We start from the raw sequence: 15,188 nt of genomic DNA on the forward strand, positions 1-15,188 counted from the left end.
GTTACTGGCGTGAAACCGTCGATTTAGGTCGTGCAAATGTTGCTATTGGCGATCGGCGGCTGAAAAGGCATCGGCCGTGATGGCATATTTTCGAGGCATCTACGCGCTACAATGGCGCTTTTGCCAACCATCGAGGTGTGCGTTTTGACTGCTCCAGGTCCTTTGAATTCCACTGCAGGCTCGCTTTTTGTCGTGGCGACGCCCATTGGCAACCTGGACGACATCAGTGCCCGGGCGCTGAAAGTGTTGCGCGACGTAAAATTGATCGCGGCCGAAGACACCCGTCACTCTCAACGCCTGATGCAGCATTTTGGTATCAGCACGCCATTAGCGGCCTGTCACGAGCACAACGAGCGTGAAGAAGGCAGTCGCTTTATCGTGCGCCTGTTGGCCGGTGACGACGTGGCGCTGATCTCCGATGCGGGCACGCCGCTGATCTCCGATCCAGGCTATCACCTGGTTCGCCAGGCGCGGGCCGCTGGTATCAATGTAGTGCCTGTTCCGGGAGCGTGCGCACTGATTGCCGCGTTATCGGCAGCGGGGCTGCCTTCGGACCGCTTTATCTTTGAAGGTTTCCTGCCGGCCAAGGCGGTGGGGCGGCGTGCTCGCCTGCAGGCGCTGAAGGAAGAACCGCGCACCCTGATCTTCTACGAAGCCCCCCATCGCATCCTTGAATGCCTGCAGGACATGGAGTTGGTGTTCGGGGGCGAGCGCTTGGCGTTGCTGGCGCGCGAACTGACCAAAACCTTTGAAACCCTCAAAGGCCTGCCGCTCGAAGAGCTGCGGGCCTTTGTCGAGGGGGACAGCAACCAGCAGCGTGGCGAGTGCGTGGTGCTGGTGGCGGGTTGGGCCGCTCCCGAGAATGAAGACGCGGTCGGCAGCGAGGCCATGCGTATTCTGGATCTATTGCTCGCGGAGATGCCGCTTAAAAGAGCAGCGGCGTTGGCAGCGGAAATTACCGGTGTGCGCAAGAATCTCTTATATCAAGCCGCGCTGGATAAACAAAAAGGCGAATAGTTCCGGGGTTAATCCTGTATTCCGTCTGAACGTGATGGCCATTCTGAACTTTTATTACTTGTCCTAAGTCCGTCGTGCCGTTAACCTGCGCGGCGGAGAGTCGATTGGACAGTCGCTGCCCTCTATGAGAATTAGGGGGGGGAGGAAAGTCCGGGCTCCATAGGGCGAAGTGCCAGGTAATGCCTGGGAGGCGTGAGCCTACGGAAAGTGCCACAGAAAATAACCGCCTAAGCACTTCGGTGCCGGTAAGGGTGAAAAGGTGCGGTAAGAGCGCACCGCACGACTGGCAACAGTTCGTGGCTAGGTAAACCCCACTTGGAGCAAGACCAAATAGGGTCCCAAGGCGTGGCCCGCGCTGGGACCGGGTAGGTTGCTAAAGATGTCCAGTGATGGCCATCGTAGACGAATGACTGTTCAAGACAGAACCCGGCTTATAGATCGACTCTCCACCTTTTTTCCTTCTGTCCGAATCTCGAGCAGAAACCCGGTAGTAACGCAAGAATCCCTCCCTGCCGAATCATTGGCAGATGCATCTTCGTAATACCAAAAAAATCTTACTCTTAATAAATCACTTTAACTTTAAGCCATAGCTCTTTGAGCTATTTGTGCTTGTTGGGCCAAAAACATCGCCGAACTCTGGTTTCTCCTCCTTTTACGCTCCTAAATCTCCGTTCTGTAAGGCTTTTCCTTGAATCCGCGCCTTGACGGTGTGGTGGGCGCATTCCTATAGTGTGCGCAAGTGGCGGAAAGTGGCACAAAGTGGGTTTTTTGAACGTAAAACGCTAAAATTTGGAGAAACGCATCTGTGTTTCGCGGAGCTAACGCTATCAGTCTCGATGCAAAAGGCCGTCTCGCCATGCCGAGCCGGTATCGTGACGAGCTCATTTCGCGAAGTTCCGGACAGTTGATCATCACCATTGATGCCGTTGACCCTTGTTTGTGTGTTTACCCGCTCGATGAGTGGGAGTTGATTGAAACCAAGTTGCGCGCGCTGCCTTCATTGCGTGAAGAAAACCGTCGCCTGCAGCGTTTGCTGATTGGTAATGCCGTCGACCTCGAGCTCGATGGCAGTGGTCGTTTCCTGGTGCCGCCGCGTTTGCGCGAGTACGCCAAGCTGGACAAGCGCGCAATGCTGGTGGGCCAACTGAACAAGTTCCAATTGTGGGACGAAGATGCCTGGGATGCTGTGTCTGCAGCGGACCTGGCTGCTATTCAACAACCGGGCGCCATGCCTGATGAACTGCGTGATTTGATCCTGTGACTATTGATAGCGGCTTTAACCACATCACCGTACTGCTTGACGAAGCCGTTGAGGCTCTCGCCGTACGCGCGGATGGCTGCTATCTGGATGGCACCTTCGGCAGGGGCGGGCATAGCCGGCTGATACTCAGCCAGCTCGGGTCCGACGGCAAACTCCTCGGGTTCGACAAAGACCCTCAAGCGATTGCCACCGGGCAAGCGCTAGCGGCCGAAGACGGCCGCTTTGTCGTTGTGCAGCGTAGCTTTGCCGAGTTGGGGGCCGAAGTGGCCGAGCGCGGCATGGCAGGCAAGGTGGCCGGGGTTTTGCTCGACCTGGGCGTGTCCTCGCCCCAGCTCGATGACCCGGAGCGCGGCTTCAGTTTCATGAACGACGGCCCTCTCGACATGCGCATGGACCCCACGCGGGGTATCAGTGCTGCGCAGTTCATCGCCACCGCACCGGTGGAAGAAATCGCCCGCGTCTTCAAGGAATACGGTGAAGAGCGTTTCGCCGGCCGCATGGCCCGTGCCGTGGTCGAGCGCCGCGAGATCCAGCCATTTGAACGCACCGCCGACCTGGCTGAAGTGCTGAAGGTCGCCAACCCTGCGTGGGAAAAAGGCAAGAACCCGGCGACCCGTGCGTTCCAGGGCCTGCGCATTCACGTCAACAACGAATTGGGCGACCTGGAGGCTGGCCTTGAGGCTGCCCTTGAGTCGTTGGAAGTGGGCGGTCGCCTGGTGGTGATCAGCTTCCACTCCCTGGAAGACCGTATCGTCAAACTGTTCATGCGTCGTCTGGTCAAGGGCGAGTCCGACAACCTGCCGCGCAACCTGCCGGTACGTTTCGAAGCCTTTGTGCCGAAAATCAAAATCCATGGCAAAGCGCAGTTCGCTTCCGAAGCCGAACTCAAGGCCAACCCACGTGCCCGTAGCGCTGTCATGCGTGTTGCGGAGAAGTTGCGGTGAGCAAGCTTTTCGCCAAGCCCCTTCCGGGCGGCAGCTTCTTCATGTTGCTGCTGTTTATCGGCGTGCTGGTATCCGCGATTGCGGTGTCCTACAGCGCCCACTGGAACCGTCAGTTGCTCAACACCCTGTATGGGGAATTGAGCGTGCGTGACAAGGCGCAGGCGGAGTGGGGGCGGTTGATCCTCGAACAAAGCACCTGGACGGCCCACAGCCGTATCGAAGTGCTGGCCACCGAACAGCTGAAAATGCACATTCCAGGCGCGGCGGAAGTCCGCATGGTGGCGCCATGATGAAACTTGAAGGCGCACTCTACCCATGGCGCTTCCGCGTGGTGCTGGGCTTGCTCGCGTTGATGGTGGGCGCGATTGCGTGGCGCATCATCGACCTGCAAGTGGTCGATCGCGACTTCCTGATCGGCCAGGGCGATGCCCGCAGCCTGCGTCATATTCCTATTCCTGCACACCGCGGCCTCATCACCGACCGTAACGGTGAGCCCCTGGCCGTCAGTACCCCGGTCACCACCCTGTGGGCCAACGCCAAGGAACTGCAGGTGGCCAAGGACAAGTGGCCGGAACTCGCCGCCGCCCTTGGCCAAGACCCGAAGGCACTCGCCGAGCGCCTGGAAGCCCAGGCCAATAAAGAATTCATCTACCTCGTTCGTGGGCTGACCCCCGAGCAAGGCCAGCAAGTGCTCGATCTTAAAGTCCCCGGTGTCTACGGCATCGAGGAGTTCCGTCGTTTCTACCCGGCCGGTGAAACCACCGCCCACATGGTCGGCTTTACCGACATCGATGACCACGGTCGCGAAGGGGTGGAACTGGCCTACGACGAATGGCTGGCCGGGGTTCCCGGCAAACGGCAAGTCATCAAGGATCGGCGCGGCAGACTGATCAAGGATGTCCAAGTCACCAAAAACGCCAAGGCCGGTAAGCCCTTGGCGTTGTCGATTGACCTGCGCCTGCAATACCTGGCCAACCGCGAGCTGCGTAACGCGATCATCGAGAACGGCGCCAAGGCCGGCAGCCTGGTGATCATGGACGTGAAGACCGGCGAGATCCTCGCCATGGTCAACCAGCCGACCTACAACCCGAACAACCGTCGCAACCTGCAGCCGGCGATGATGCGTAACCGCGCCATGATCGACGTGTTCGAGCCGGGTTCGACCATGAAAGCCATCTCCATGAGTGCCGCCCTCGAAACCGGACGCTGGAAACCCAGCGACAAGGTCGAGGTGTACCCTGGCACCCTGCAATTGGGCAAATACACCATTCGTGACGTATCGCGTACCGAAGGCCCGGTGTTGGATCTGACAGGTATCCTGATCAACTCCAGTAACGTGGGCATGAGTAAGGTCGCCTTCGATATCGGCGGCGAGACCATCTACCACCTGGCGCAAAAAATCGGCCTGGGCCAGCCCACCGGCCTCGATTTTCCAGGTGAGCGCGTCGGTAACCTACCGAACTACCGTGACTGGAAAAAAGCCGAAACCGCCACGCTGTCCTACGGCTACGGCCTGTCGGTGACTGCCATCCAACTGGCTCACGCCTTCTCCGTATTGGCGAACAATGGCCGCATGGTGCCCCTGAGCCTGATCCATGTCGACGAAGCGCCGAAATCGACCCAGGTGATTCCGGAAAACGTCGCCAAGACCATGCAAGGCATGTTGCAACAAGTGATCGAAGCACCCCGCGGTGTGTTCCGTGCCCAGGTGCCGGCGTATCACGTGGCGGGCAAGTCGGGTACTGCGCGTAAGACGTCGGTGGGCACCAAGGGCTACGCCGAGAACTCCTACCGTTCGCTGTTCGCCGGCTTCGGCCCGATGAGCGACCCACGCTACGCCATCGTCGTCGTGATCGATGAACCGAGTAAAGCAGGCTACTTCGGTGGCCTGGTATCGGCGCCGGTGTTCAGCAAAGTGATGTCCGGCACCCTGCGCCTGATGAACATCACGCCGGACAACCTGCCGCCGACCCAACAAGCGAACGCCGGACCACCGGCCGCTGCTGCAAAAGCCAATGGAGGGCGCGGCTGATGTCTCTTAGCCTAAATAAGATTTTTGCCCACGCCGGTCGTGATCTGCTGATTCGCGAGTTGAGCCTGGACAGCCGTAACGTACGCGCCGGTGACCTGTTCCTGGCGGTACCCGGCGGCAAGTTCGATGGTCGCGCGCACATCGCCGACGCGTTGCAGCGCGGTGCGGCCGCCGTGGCGTATGAAGTAGAAGGCGCCACCGTATTGCCGATCACTGACGTGCCGCTGATTCCGGTCAAGGGCCTGGCTGCACAACTGTCGGATATCGCCGGGCGTTTTTATGGCGACCCGAGCCGCCAGCTGAACCTGGTCGGCGTCACCGGCACCAACGGCAAGACCAGCGTGACCCAACTGATCGCCCAGGCCCTGGATCTGCTGGGGCAACACTGCGGCATCGTTGGTACGTTGGGCACTGGCTTCTATGGCGCGCTGCAAAGCGGCCTGCACACCACGCCAAACCCGATTGCCGTGCAAGCGACCCTGGCCGACCTGAAAAAGGCCGGGGCCAAGGCGGTTGCCATGGAAGTGTCGTCCCACGGCTTGCACCAAGGGCGCGTTGCGGCGCTGGCCTTTGATGTGGCGGTGATGACCAACCTGTCCCGCGATCACCTGGATTACCACGGCACCATGGAGGCCTACGCTGCCGAGAAGGCCAAGCTGTTTGCCTGGAATGACCTCAAGTGCCGCGTGGTGAACCTGGATGACGCATTCGGCCGCCAACTGGCAGCCGAAGACCGTGAATCGCGCCTGATCAGCTACAGCCTGGAAGATTCCAGTGCGTACCTGTATTGCCGTGATGCCCACTTCAATGACGAAGGTGTGCTCGCGACCTTGGTAACGCCGCAGGGCGAACATCATTTGCGCAGCAGCTTGCTCGGCCGCTTCAACCTGAGCAACACCCTGGCGGCTATCGGCGCCTTGCTCGGCCTGGATTACGCACTGGATGAAATCTTGCGTGTACTGCCCAAGCTGGAAGGCCCGGTAGGTCGCATGCAGCGCTTGGGTGGCGGCAAGCAGCCGCTGGTGGTGGTCGATTACGCCCACACCCCGGACGCCCTGGAAAAAGTATTGGTCGCCCTGCGCCCACACGCCAAGGGCAAGCTCCTGTGCCTGTTCGGCTGCGGCGGTGATCGTGATCGCGGCAAGCGTCCGCTGATGGCCGAGATCGTCGAGCGCCTGGCCGACGGTGTGCTCGTCACCGACGACAACCCGCGCAGCGAAGACCCGAGCCAGATTTTCGATGACATCCGTGTCGGTTTTAAAGACGCGTCCCACGCGACCTTCGTTGCTGGTCGTGGCGCAGCCATCGCCCAATTGATCGCCAGCGCCAGTGCTGACGACGTGGTGGTGCTGGCCGGTAAAGGTCACGAGGACTATCAGGAAATCAACGGCGAGCGTCATGCCTTCTCCGACCTGGTCGAGGCGGATCACGCCCTGACCGCCTGGGAGGTCGCCCATGCTTAAAGCGATGACATTCAGCGAACTGACCCAGGCCCTGTCGGCCCGTGTGTTGTCGAGCGATTGCAGCTTCGACGGCGTCAGTATCGACAGTCGCAACATCAAGCCGGGGCAGTTGTTCGTAGCACTGGCCGGCCCGCGCTTCGATGGCCATGACTACCTGAATGATGTCGCCGCCAAAGGCGCCGTAGGTGCCTTGGTGCAGCGCGAAGTGGCAGAGTCCACCTTGCCGCAGCTGCTGGTCGCTGACACCCGCCTGGCCCTGGGCCAGCTGGGTGCGCTCAACCGCGCCGCGTTTGACAAGCCAGTGGCCGCCGTCACCGGTTCCAGCGGCAAGACCACCGTCAAGGAACTGCTCGCCGGTATCCTGCGCACGCGCGGGCCGGTACATGCCACCCGTGGCAACCTGAACAATGACTTCGGCGCACCGTTGACCCTGCTCGAACTGGCCCCGGAACACACGGCGGCCGTCATCGAGCTGGGCGCTTCGCGTATCGGCGAAATCGCCTACACCGTGGCGTTGACCAAGCCCCACGTGGTAATCATCAACAATGCCGGCACCGCCCACGTGGGCGAGTTCGGCGGCCCGGAAAAAATCGTCGAGGCCAAGGGTGAAATCCTTGAAGGTCTTGATGCCTCGGGCACCGCTGTACTGAACCTGGACGACAAGGCTTTTGAAACCTGGCGCGTACGCGCTGCCGGGCGCAAGGTCCTGACGTTTGCCGTGCTCAACGCCGCCGCCGACTTCCATGCCTCCAGCATCACCGTGGATGCCCGTGGTTGCCCGTCTTTCACCTTGCATACCCCGCAAGGCAGTGAGCACGTGCAGTTGAACCTGTTGGGCAACCATAACGTCGCCAATGCCCTGGCGGCTGCGGCTGCGGCTTACGCCTTGGGCGTGTCGCTGTTCGGCATCGCCACAGGCTTGGGCGCCGTGCAGCCGGTCAAAGGGCGCACCGTCGCGCAACTGGCCACCAATGGCATGCGCGTCATTGATGACACTTACAACGCCAACCCGTCCTCGATCAATGCCGCCGTTGACCTGCTCAAGACCTTTGCCGGGCGCAAAGTGCTGGTGCTGGGTGACATCGGCGAGTTGGGTGATTGGGCCGAGCAAGGTCACCGCGAAGTGGGTGCCTACGCCGCTGGCAAAGTCGACGCGCTCTACGCGGTCGGCACGAACATGGCCCATGCCGTCGACGCCTTCGGCCTCGGCGCGCGGCATTTCGCGAGCCAGGCCGAGCTGATCCAGGCGCTGGTCACGGCTGAACAAGACAAACAGACAACCATTTTGATCAAGGGATCGCGCAGCGCGGTGATGGAAAACGTCGTCGCGGCCTTGTGTGGCTCAAGTACGGAGAAACATTAATGCTGCTGCTGCTGGCTGAGTATCTGCAACAGTTCTACAAAGGCTTCGCGGTCTTTCAGTACCTGACCCTGCGCGGGATCCTGGGTGTGCTGACCGCGCTGTCTCTGTCGCTGTTCCTGGGGCCGTGGATGATCCGCACCCTGCAGAACCTGCAAATTGGTCAATCGGTTCGCAATGACGGCCCGCAGTCTCACCTGTCCAAATCCGGCACCCCGACCATGGGCGGTGCGTTGATCCTGTCGTCCATTGGTATCAGCACCCTGCTGTGGGCCGACCTGCACAACCGCTACGTGTGGGTGGTGCTGCTGGTAACCCTGTTGTTCGGCGCCATCGGCTGGGTCGATGACTACCGCAAAGTGATCGAGAAAAACTCCAAGGGCCTGCCGAGCCGCTGGAAATATTTCTGGCAGTCGGTGTTCGGCCTGGCCGCAGCGATCTTCCTCTACACCACGGCGCCAAGCGCGGTGGAAACCACCTTGATCATCCCGATGCTCAAGGATGCCAGCATTCCACTGGGCATCGGCTTCGTGGTGCTGACCTATTTCGTGATCGTGGGCTCCAGCAACGCGGTCAACCTGACTGACGGCCTCGACGGCCTGGCGATCATGCCGACGGTGATGGTGGGCGGCGCGCTCGGCATCTTCTGCTACCTGTCGGGTAACGTGAAATTCGCGGAATACCTGCTGATCCCCTACGTACCGGGCGCAGGTGAGTTGATCGTGTTCTGCGGCGCGCTGATTGGTGCCGGCCTGGGCTTCCTGTGGTTCAACACCTACCCGGCGCAAGTCTTCATGGGTGACGTCGGCGCACTGGCGCTGGGCGCGGCCCTGGGCACCATCGCGGTGATCGTTCGCCAGGAAATCGTGTTGTTCATCATGGGCGGTGTGTTCGTGATGGAAACCCTGTCGGTGGTCATCCAGGTGGCCTCCTTCAAATTGACCGGGCGCCGTGTATTCCGCATGGCGCCGATTCACCACCACTTTGAACTCAAGGGCTGGCCCGAGCCACGCGTGATCGTCCGCTTCTGGATCATCACTGTGATTCTGGTGCTGATCGGCCTTGCCACCCTGAAACTGAGGTAGAAACGAGTGTCCCTGATCGCTTCAGACCACTTCCGCATCGTTGTCGGCCTCGGCAAGAGCGGCATGTCCCTGGTTCGCTTCCTGGCGAACCGGGGCACGTCGTTTGCCGTGGCCGACACGCGGGAAAATCCACCGGAGCTGGTCACGCTGCGCCGTGACTACCCGCACGTGGAAGTGCGTTGTGGCGAGCTGGATGTCGAGTTTCTGTGCCGTGCCGACGAGCTCTACGTGAGCCCCGGCCTGGCCCTGGCGACACCGGCCCTGCAAGCCGCTGCGGCCCGTGGCGTGAAGCTGTCCGGCGACATCGACCTGTTCGCGCGTAACGCGAAGGCGCCCATCGTGGCCATCAGCGGCTCCAACGCGAAAAGCACCGTGACCACCCTGGTCGGCGAGATGGCGGCTGCGGCCGGCAAGCGCGTGGCCGTGGGCGGCAACCTTGGCACCCCGGCGCTGGACCTGCTCAGCGACGATGTCGAGCTGTACGTGATGGAGCTGTCGAGCTTCCAGCTGGAAACCACCCACGACCTCGGCGCCGAAGTGGCGACCGTGCTGAACGTGAGTGAAGACCACATGGACCGCTACAGCGGCCTGCCGGCTTATCACCTGGCCAAGCACCGGATCTTCCGGGGTGCCAGGCAAGTGGTGGTCAACCGCCAGGATGCCCTGAGCCGTCCGCTGATGGGCGAAGGCCTGCCGTGCTGGACCTTTGGCCTGGGCAAACCCGATTTCAAAGCCTTTGGCATTCGTGAGGAGAATGGCGAGAAATACCTGGCCTTCGAATTCCAGAACCTGATGCCGGTGCGTGAGTTGAAGATCCGTGGCGCGCATAACCAGTCCAATGCCCTGGCGGCGTTGGCGCTGGGGCATGCCGTGGGCCTGCCGTTCGATGCCATGTTGTCGAGCCTGCGCACCTTCGCCGGGCTTGAGCACCGTTGCCAGTGGGTGCGCGACTTGAATGGCGTGAGCTACTACAACGACTCCAAGGCCACTAACGTTGGTGCTGCATTGGCCGCTATCGAAGGCCTGGGTGCCGATATCGAAGGCAAGCTGGTGCTGATCCTTGGTGGTGACGGCAAAGGCGCCGACTTCAAAGACCTTAAAGGCCCGGTGGCTGCTCAGTGCCGCGCCGTGGTGCTGATGGGCCGCGACGCCGACGTGATCGCCGCCGCCCTCGGTGACGGCGTGCCGCAGGTACGTGCCACCTCCCTGGACGATGCCATCGCCCAATGCCACGCCCTGGCCCAACCCGGCGATGCCGTGTTGCTGTCGCCGGCGTGTGCCAGTTTCGACATGTTCAAGAACTACGAAGAGCGCGGCCAGCTGTTCGCCCGCGGCGTGGAGGCCTTGGCATGAGTATCAACTTCCGTAACATCATCAAGCCCTACCCGTCGCCGATCATTACCGGCCGTGGCATCGACCTGGATTTCCCGATGCTCGCCGGTTGCCTCGCGCTGCTGGGCCTGGGCCTGGTGATGATCACCTCGGCGTCGTCTGAAGTGGCCGCCGTGCAGTCGGGCAACACCCTGTACATGATGATCCGTCACCTGGTGTACCTGGTGATCGGCCTCGGCACGTGCATCGTCACCATGATGATCCCTATCGCCACCTGGCAACGCCTGGGCTGGTTGATGCTGATCGGTGCGTTTGGCTTGCTGATCATGGTGATCCTGCCCGGCATCGGCCGCGAGGTGAACGGTTCGATGCGCTGGATCGGCTTCGGCGCGTTCAACGTACAGCCGTCGGAAATCGCCAAGGTGTTTGTGGTGATCTACCTCGCCGGTTACCTGGTGCGTCGTCAGAAGGAAGTGCGCGAAAGCTGGATGGGCTTCTTCAAGCCGTTCATCGTGCTGCTGCCCATGGCCGGCCTGTTGCTGATGGAGCCCGACTTCGGTGCCACCGTCGTGATGATGGGCGCGGCGGCGGCGATGCTGTTCCTCGGGGGCGTGGGCCTGTTCCGCTTCACCTTGATGGTGGTGCTGGCGGTGGCGGCCGTGACCATTCTGGTCCAGGCGCAACCCTACCGGATGGCCCGTCTGATCACCTTTACCGACCCATGGTCCGACCAGTTCGGCTCCGGCTACCAGTTGACCCAGGCGCTGATCGCCTTCGGTCGCGGCGAGTGGCTGGGCGTGGGCCTGGGCAACAGCGTGCAGAAGCAGTTCTACCTGCCGGAAGCGCACACCGACTTCGTGTTCTCGGTACTCGCCGAAGAGCTGGGTGTGGTCGGTTCGCTGTGCACCGTCGCGCTGTTCGTATTCGTGTGTGTGCGTGGCATGTACATCGGCTTGTGGGCCGAGAAGGCCAAACAGTATTTCGCCGCGTATGTGGCCTACGGCTTGTCGTTCCTGTGGATCGGCCAGTTCCTGATCAACATCGGTGTGAACGTCGGCTTGCTGCCGACCAAGGGCCTGACCTTGCCGTTCCTCAGTTACGGCGGCAGTTCGTTGGTGATCTGCTGCGCGTGCCTGGGCTTGTTGCTGCGCATCGAGTGGGAGAGTCGAACTCACTTGGGCAGCGAAGAGATGGAGTTCAGCGAAAGCGACTTCGCCGAGGAGCCGACCCATGGGCGCTAATGTGCTGATCATGGCAGGCGGTACCGGGGGCCACGTGTTCCCGGCCCTGGCGTGCGCGCGGGAATTCCAGAGCCGTGGCTACACCGTGCACTGGCTGGGTACACCCCGTGGCATTGAAAACGAGCTGGTGCCCAACGCCGGTTTGCCGCTGCACCTGATCAATGTGTCCGGCCTGCGCGGCAAGAGCAAATTGTCCCTGCTCAAGGCGCCGTTCGTGTTGCTCAAGGCGGTGTGGCAGGCGCGCAAGGTCATCCGTGAATTGAAGCCTGTGTGTGTGCTTGGTTTTGGTGGGTACGTGACCGGGCCGGGTGGTGTTGCCGCCAAGCTCGCCGGCGTGCCGGTGATCGTGCACGAGCAGAACGCCGTGGCCGGTACCGCCAACCGCCTGTTGGTGCCCTTGGCCGCCCGGGTGTGCGAGGCCTTCCCGAAGACCTTTGGTGCATCCGACAAATTGCGTACTACCGGCAACCCGGTGCGCACGGAACTGTTCATGGACATCGCTCGCCAGGCACTGGCCGGGCGCAAGGCGCACCTGCTGATCATGGGCGGTAGCCTGGGCTCCGAGCCCTTGAACAAATTGCTGCCCGAAGCGCTGGCGCAACTCCCTGTGGAATTGCGCCCGGAAGTCTTCCATCAGGCCGGCAAAGATCACGGTGAAGTCACCGCCACGCGTTATCGCGAAGCCGGTGTGGAGGCGAACGTACAGCCCTTCATCAAAGACATGGCCCACGCCTATGGCTGGGCCGACCTGGTGGTCTGCCGCTCCGGTGCGCTGACCGTCAGTGAACTGGCTGCCGCCGGTCTGCCGTCCTTGCTGGTGCCTTTGCCCCACGCGATCGACGATCACCAGACCCGCAACGCCGAATATTTGGCCGGGGAGGGCGCTGCCTTCCTGCTGCCGCAAAGAACGACTGGCGCCGCCGATTTGGCCGCACGCCTGACCGAGGTTTTGATGCAACCGGAACGACTCAACAGCATGGCGAGCACCGCAAGCCGCCTGGCCAAACCTGACGCAACCCGCACCGTGGTCGATATCTGCCTGGAGGTGGCCCATGGTTGAGAATCAGAAAGCCATGCCGCAACCCGAGATGCGCCGCATCCGCCGTATCCACTTCGTCGGCATCGGCGGCGTGGGCATGTGCGGTATCGCCGAAGTCTTGCTGAACCTGGGCTACCAGGTGTCCGGCTCCGACCTGAAAGAGTCGCTGGTTACCGACCGCCTGAAAACCTTTGGCGCACAGATCTTCATCGGCCACCGCGCCGAGAACGCTGCCGAGGCCGACGTGTTGGTGGTGTCCAGCGCCGTGAACACCTCCAACCCGGAAGTGGCCACTGCCCTTGAGCGTCGCATTCCTGTAGTGCCACGCGCCGAGATGCTGGCCGAGCTGATGCGCTATCGCCACGGTATTGCCGTGGCCGGTACCCACGGCAAAACCACCACCACCAGCCTGATCGCCTCGGTGTTCGCCGCCGGTGGTCTGGACCCGACGTTCGTGATCGGTGGCCGCCTGAATGCAGCCGGTACCAATGCCCAGCTCGGTACCAGCCGTTACCTGATCGCCGAAGCCGATGAAAGTGACGCCAGCTTCCTGCACCTGCAACCGCTGGTCGCCGTGGTCACCAACATCGACGAAGACCACATGGCCACTTACGACGGTGACTTCAACAAGTTGAAGAAAACCTTCGTCGAGTTCCTCCACAACCTGCCGTTCTACGGCCTGGCCGTGGTGTGCCTGGACGACCCGGTGGTGCGCGAGATCCTGCCGCTGGTCAAGCGTCCGACCGTGACCTATGGCTTCAGCGAAGACGCCGACGTGCGCGCCATCAATGTGCGCCAGGAAGGCATGCAGACCTTCTTCACCGTGCTGCGCCCGGACCGCGAGCCGCTGGATGTCTCGGTTAACATGCCGGGCAACCACAACGTGCTCAATTCCCTGGCGACCATCTGCATCGCCACCGACGAAGGCGTCAGCGATGAAGCCATCGTCGAAGGCCTGTCGCGCTTTGCCGGCGTGGGCCGTCGCTTCCAGGTCTACGGCCAGTTGCCGGTAGAAGGCGGCGACGTGATGCTGGTGGACGATTACGGTCACCACCCGACCGAAGTCGCGGCCGTGATCAAGGCCGTGCGCGGTGGCTGGCCTGAGCGCCGCCTGGTGATGGTCTACCAGCCGCACCGCTACAGCCGCACGCGCGATCTGTACGACGATTTCGTCAATGTACTGGCCGATGCCAACGTGTTGCTGTTGATGGAGGTGTACCCGGCCGGTGAAGAACCGATCCCGGGCGCCGACAGCCGCAAGCTGTGCAACAGCATCCGCCAGCGTGGCCAGCTGGACCCGATCTACATCGAGCGTGGCGTGGACCTGGCGCCGCTGGTCAAGCCGCTGCTGCGTGCCGGCGACATCCTGCTGTGCCAGGGTGCCGGTGACATTGGTGGCCTTGCCCCTAAATTGCTGGCGAGCCCGCTGTTTGCCGCCGAGAAGGGGAAGTCGAAATGACCACTGATTACGGCTCCCTGTTTTCGACCCTAGCGCCTGCCGACTTCGGCCGCGTGGCCGTGCTGTTCGGCGGCAAGAGTGCTGAGCGCGAAGTGTCGCTCAAGTCCGGCAATGCCGTGCTCGAAGCCCTGCAAAGCGCCGGCGTGAACGCATTTGGCATCGACGTGGGCGATGACTTCCTCGCTCGTCTGCAGGCCGAGAAGATCGACCGCGCCTTCATCATTCTCCACGGTCGTGGCGGTGAAGACGGCAGCATGCAAGGCCTGCTCGAATGCGCTGGCATCCCGTACACCGGCAGCGGCATCCTTGCTTCGGCCCTGGCGATGGACAAGCTGCGCACCAAGCAGGTGTGGCACAGCCTGGGCATTCCAACCCCGCGTCACAGCGTTCTGTGCAGCGAAGACGATTGTATTTCTGCAGCCAAGGAACTGGGCCTGCCTTTGATCGTCAAACCTGCCCATGAAGGCTCCAGTATCGGCATGGCCAAAGTGAACTCGGCCGCCGAATTGATCGACGCATGGAAAGCGGCAAGTACCTACGATTCGCAAGTGTTGGTGGAACAGTGGATTTCCGGTCCCGAGTACACCATCGCCACCCTGCGTGGCCAGGTATTGCCGCCTATCGCATTGGGCACGCCCCACACCTTTTACGACTACGACGCCAAGTACCTGGCTTCCGATACCCAGTACCGGATCCCGTGCGGCCTTGACGCAACCAAAGAACAGGAATTGATGGACCTCACGGCGAAAGCCTGTGAGGCGCTGGGTATCGCCGGTTGGGCACGGGCAGACGTGATGCAGGATGACCAAGGGAATTTCTGGTTCCTGGAAGTCAACACCGCGCCAGGGATGACCGACCACAGCCTGGTTCCTATGGCAGCTCGTGCCGCCGGTTTGGACTTCCAGCAGTTGGTGCTGGCGATCCTTGCAGCCAGCATTGAGCCTCGAGGCTAAGC

Annotated in this window: 13 protein-coding genes and 1 other RNA gene; all 14 read left to right on the top strand. The window is 61.6% G+C overall.

From position 1 onward, the window contains the following. The first annotated feature begins 111 nt into the window (after window positions 1-111). Window positions 112-1,017 carry a 16S rRNA (cytidine(1402)-2'-O)-methyltransferase gene (gene rsmI, locus ACVWVP_RS04965; RefSeq protein ID WP_178922761.1) on the top strand — a complete coding sequence of 302 codons (906 nt, stop codon included), beginning with the start codon at window positions 112-114 and terminating at the stop codon, window positions 1,015-1,017. 96 nt (window positions 1,018-1,113) lie between these two features. After that, window positions 1,114-1,467: RNase P RNA component class A (gene rnpB / locus ACVWVP_RS04970), an RNA gene on the top strand. 355 nt (window positions 1,468-1,822) lie between these two features. Next, window positions 1,823-2,278 (top strand): division/cell wall cluster transcriptional repressor MraZ, encoded by a 456-nt coding sequence (mraZ, locus tag ACVWVP_RS04975; protein ID WP_003171868.1) that lies wholly within the window; start codon window positions 1,823-1,825, stop codon window positions 2,276-2,278. Further along, window positions 2,275-3,222: a 16S rRNA (cytosine(1402)-N(4))-methyltransferase RsmH gene (gene rsmH, locus ACVWVP_RS04980; RefSeq protein WP_372339928.1), complete on the top strand. Its 948-nt coding sequence runs from the start codon at window positions 2,275-2,277 to the stop codon at window positions 3,220-3,222. The genes mraZ and rsmH overlap by 4 nt, the downstream gene beginning before the upstream one ends. Next, window positions 3,219-3,512: a cell division protein FtsL gene (gene ftsL, locus ACVWVP_RS04985; RefSeq protein ID WP_003171871.1), complete on the top strand. Its 294-nt coding sequence runs from the start codon at window positions 3,219-3,221 to the stop codon at window positions 3,510-3,512. Before rsmH ends, ftsL begins: the two co-directional genes overlap by 4 nt. After that, on the top strand, window positions 3,512-5,254 hold the full coding sequence (locus ACVWVP_RS04990; protein WP_176995252.1) for a peptidoglycan D,D-transpeptidase FtsI family protein: 1,743 nt from the start codon (window positions 3,512-3,514) through the stop codon (window positions 5,252-5,254). The genes ftsL and ACVWVP_RS04990 overlap by 1 nt, the downstream gene beginning before the upstream one ends. After that, window positions 5,254-6,717 (top strand): UDP-N-acetylmuramoyl-L-alanyl-D-glutamate--2,6-diaminopimelate ligase, encoded by a 1,464-nt coding sequence (locus tag ACVWVP_RS04995; protein ID WP_178922762.1) that lies wholly within the window; start codon window positions 5,254-5,256, stop codon window positions 6,715-6,717. Before ACVWVP_RS04990 ends, ACVWVP_RS04995 begins: the two co-directional genes overlap by 1 nt. Then, window positions 6,710-8,080, top strand: a complete 1,371-nt coding sequence (locus ACVWVP_RS05000) for a UDP-N-acetylmuramoyl-tripeptide--D-alanyl-D-alanine ligase (protein ID WP_457404562.1) — start codon at window positions 6,710-6,712, stop codon at window positions 8,078-8,080. The genes ACVWVP_RS04995 and ACVWVP_RS05000 overlap by 8 nt, the downstream gene beginning before the upstream one ends. Next, window positions 8,080-9,162 carry a phospho-N-acetylmuramoyl-pentapeptide-transferase gene (gene mraY / locus ACVWVP_RS05005; RefSeq protein WP_123714635.1) on the top strand — a complete coding sequence of 361 codons (1,083 nt, stop codon included), beginning with the start codon at window positions 8,080-8,082 and terminating at the stop codon, window positions 9,160-9,162. Before ACVWVP_RS05000 ends, mraY begins: the two co-directional genes overlap by 1 nt. A gap of 6 nt (window positions 9,163-9,168) precedes the next feature. Continuing rightward, entirely contained in the window at window positions 9,169-10,515 is a 1,347-nt protein-coding gene (gene murD / locus ACVWVP_RS05010) for a UDP-N-acetylmuramoyl-L-alanine--D-glutamate ligase (RefSeq protein ID WP_259171932.1), read from the top strand. Next, window positions 10,512-11,735, top strand: coding sequence for a putative lipid II flippase FtsW (gene ftsW, locus ACVWVP_RS05015; protein ID WP_176995035.1), 1,224 nt, complete (start codon window positions 10,512-10,514; stop codon window positions 11,733-11,735). The genes murD and ftsW overlap by 4 nt, the downstream gene beginning before the upstream one ends. Further along, a complete protein-coding gene (gene murG, locus ACVWVP_RS05020) occupies window positions 11,725-12,795 on the top strand; it encodes an undecaprenyldiphospho-muramoylpentapeptide beta-N-acetylglucosaminyltransferase (protein WP_178922765.1) in 1,071 nt (356 codons plus the stop codon). Before ftsW ends, murG begins: the two co-directional genes overlap by 11 nt. Then, window positions 12,788-14,233, top strand: a complete 1,446-nt coding sequence (gene murC, locus ACVWVP_RS05025; protein WP_457404564.1) for a UDP-N-acetylmuramate--L-alanine ligase — start codon at window positions 12,788-12,790, stop codon at window positions 14,231-14,233. The genes murG and murC overlap by 8 nt, the downstream gene beginning before the upstream one ends. Then, on the top strand, window positions 14,230-15,186 hold the full coding sequence (locus ACVWVP_RS05030; protein WP_457404565.1) for a D-alanine--D-alanine ligase: 957 nt from the start codon (window positions 14,230-14,232) through the stop codon (window positions 15,184-15,186). Before murC ends, ACVWVP_RS05030 begins: the two co-directional genes overlap by 4 nt. Window positions 15,187-15,188: the final 2 nt, after the last annotated feature.

The sequence above is a fragment of the Pseudomonas sp. TE24901 genome, assembly GCF_054058375.1.

Bases quoted from the DNA above. Each gene is read 5' to 3' on its own strand.
- rsmI (WP_178922761.1), top strand. From the start codon at position 112: ATGGCGCTTTTGCCAACCATCGAGGTGTGCGTTTTGACTGCTCCAGGT.
- ACVWVP_RS04990 (WP_176995252.1), top strand. From the start codon at position 3,512: ATGAAACTTGAAGGCGCACTCTACCCATGGCGCTTCCGCGTGGTGCTG.
- ACVWVP_RS04995 (WP_178922762.1), top strand. From the start codon at position 5,254: ATGTCTCTTAGCCTAAATAAGATTTTTGCCCACGCCGGTCGTGATCTG.
- ACVWVP_RS05000 (WP_457404562.1), top strand. From the start codon at position 6,710: ATGCTTAAAGCGATGACATTCAGCGAACTGACCCAGGCCCTGTCGGCC.
- mraY (WP_123714635.1), top strand. From the start codon at position 8,080: ATGCTGCTGCTGCTGGCTGAGTATCTGCAACAGTTCTACAAAGGCTTC.
- ftsW (WP_176995035.1), top strand. From the start codon at position 10,512: ATGAGTATCAACTTCCGTAACATCATCAAGCCCTACCCGTCGCCGATC.
- murG (WP_178922765.1), top strand. From the start codon at position 11,725: ATGGGCGCTAATGTGCTGATCATGGCAGGCGGTACCGGGGGCCACGTG.
- murC (WP_457404564.1), top strand. From the start codon at position 12,788: ATGGTTGAGAATCAGAAAGCCATGCCGCAACCCGAGATGCGCCGCATC.
- ACVWVP_RS05030 (WP_457404565.1), top strand. From the start codon at position 14,230: ATGACCACTGATTACGGCTCCCTGTTTTCGACCCTAGCGCCTGCCGAC.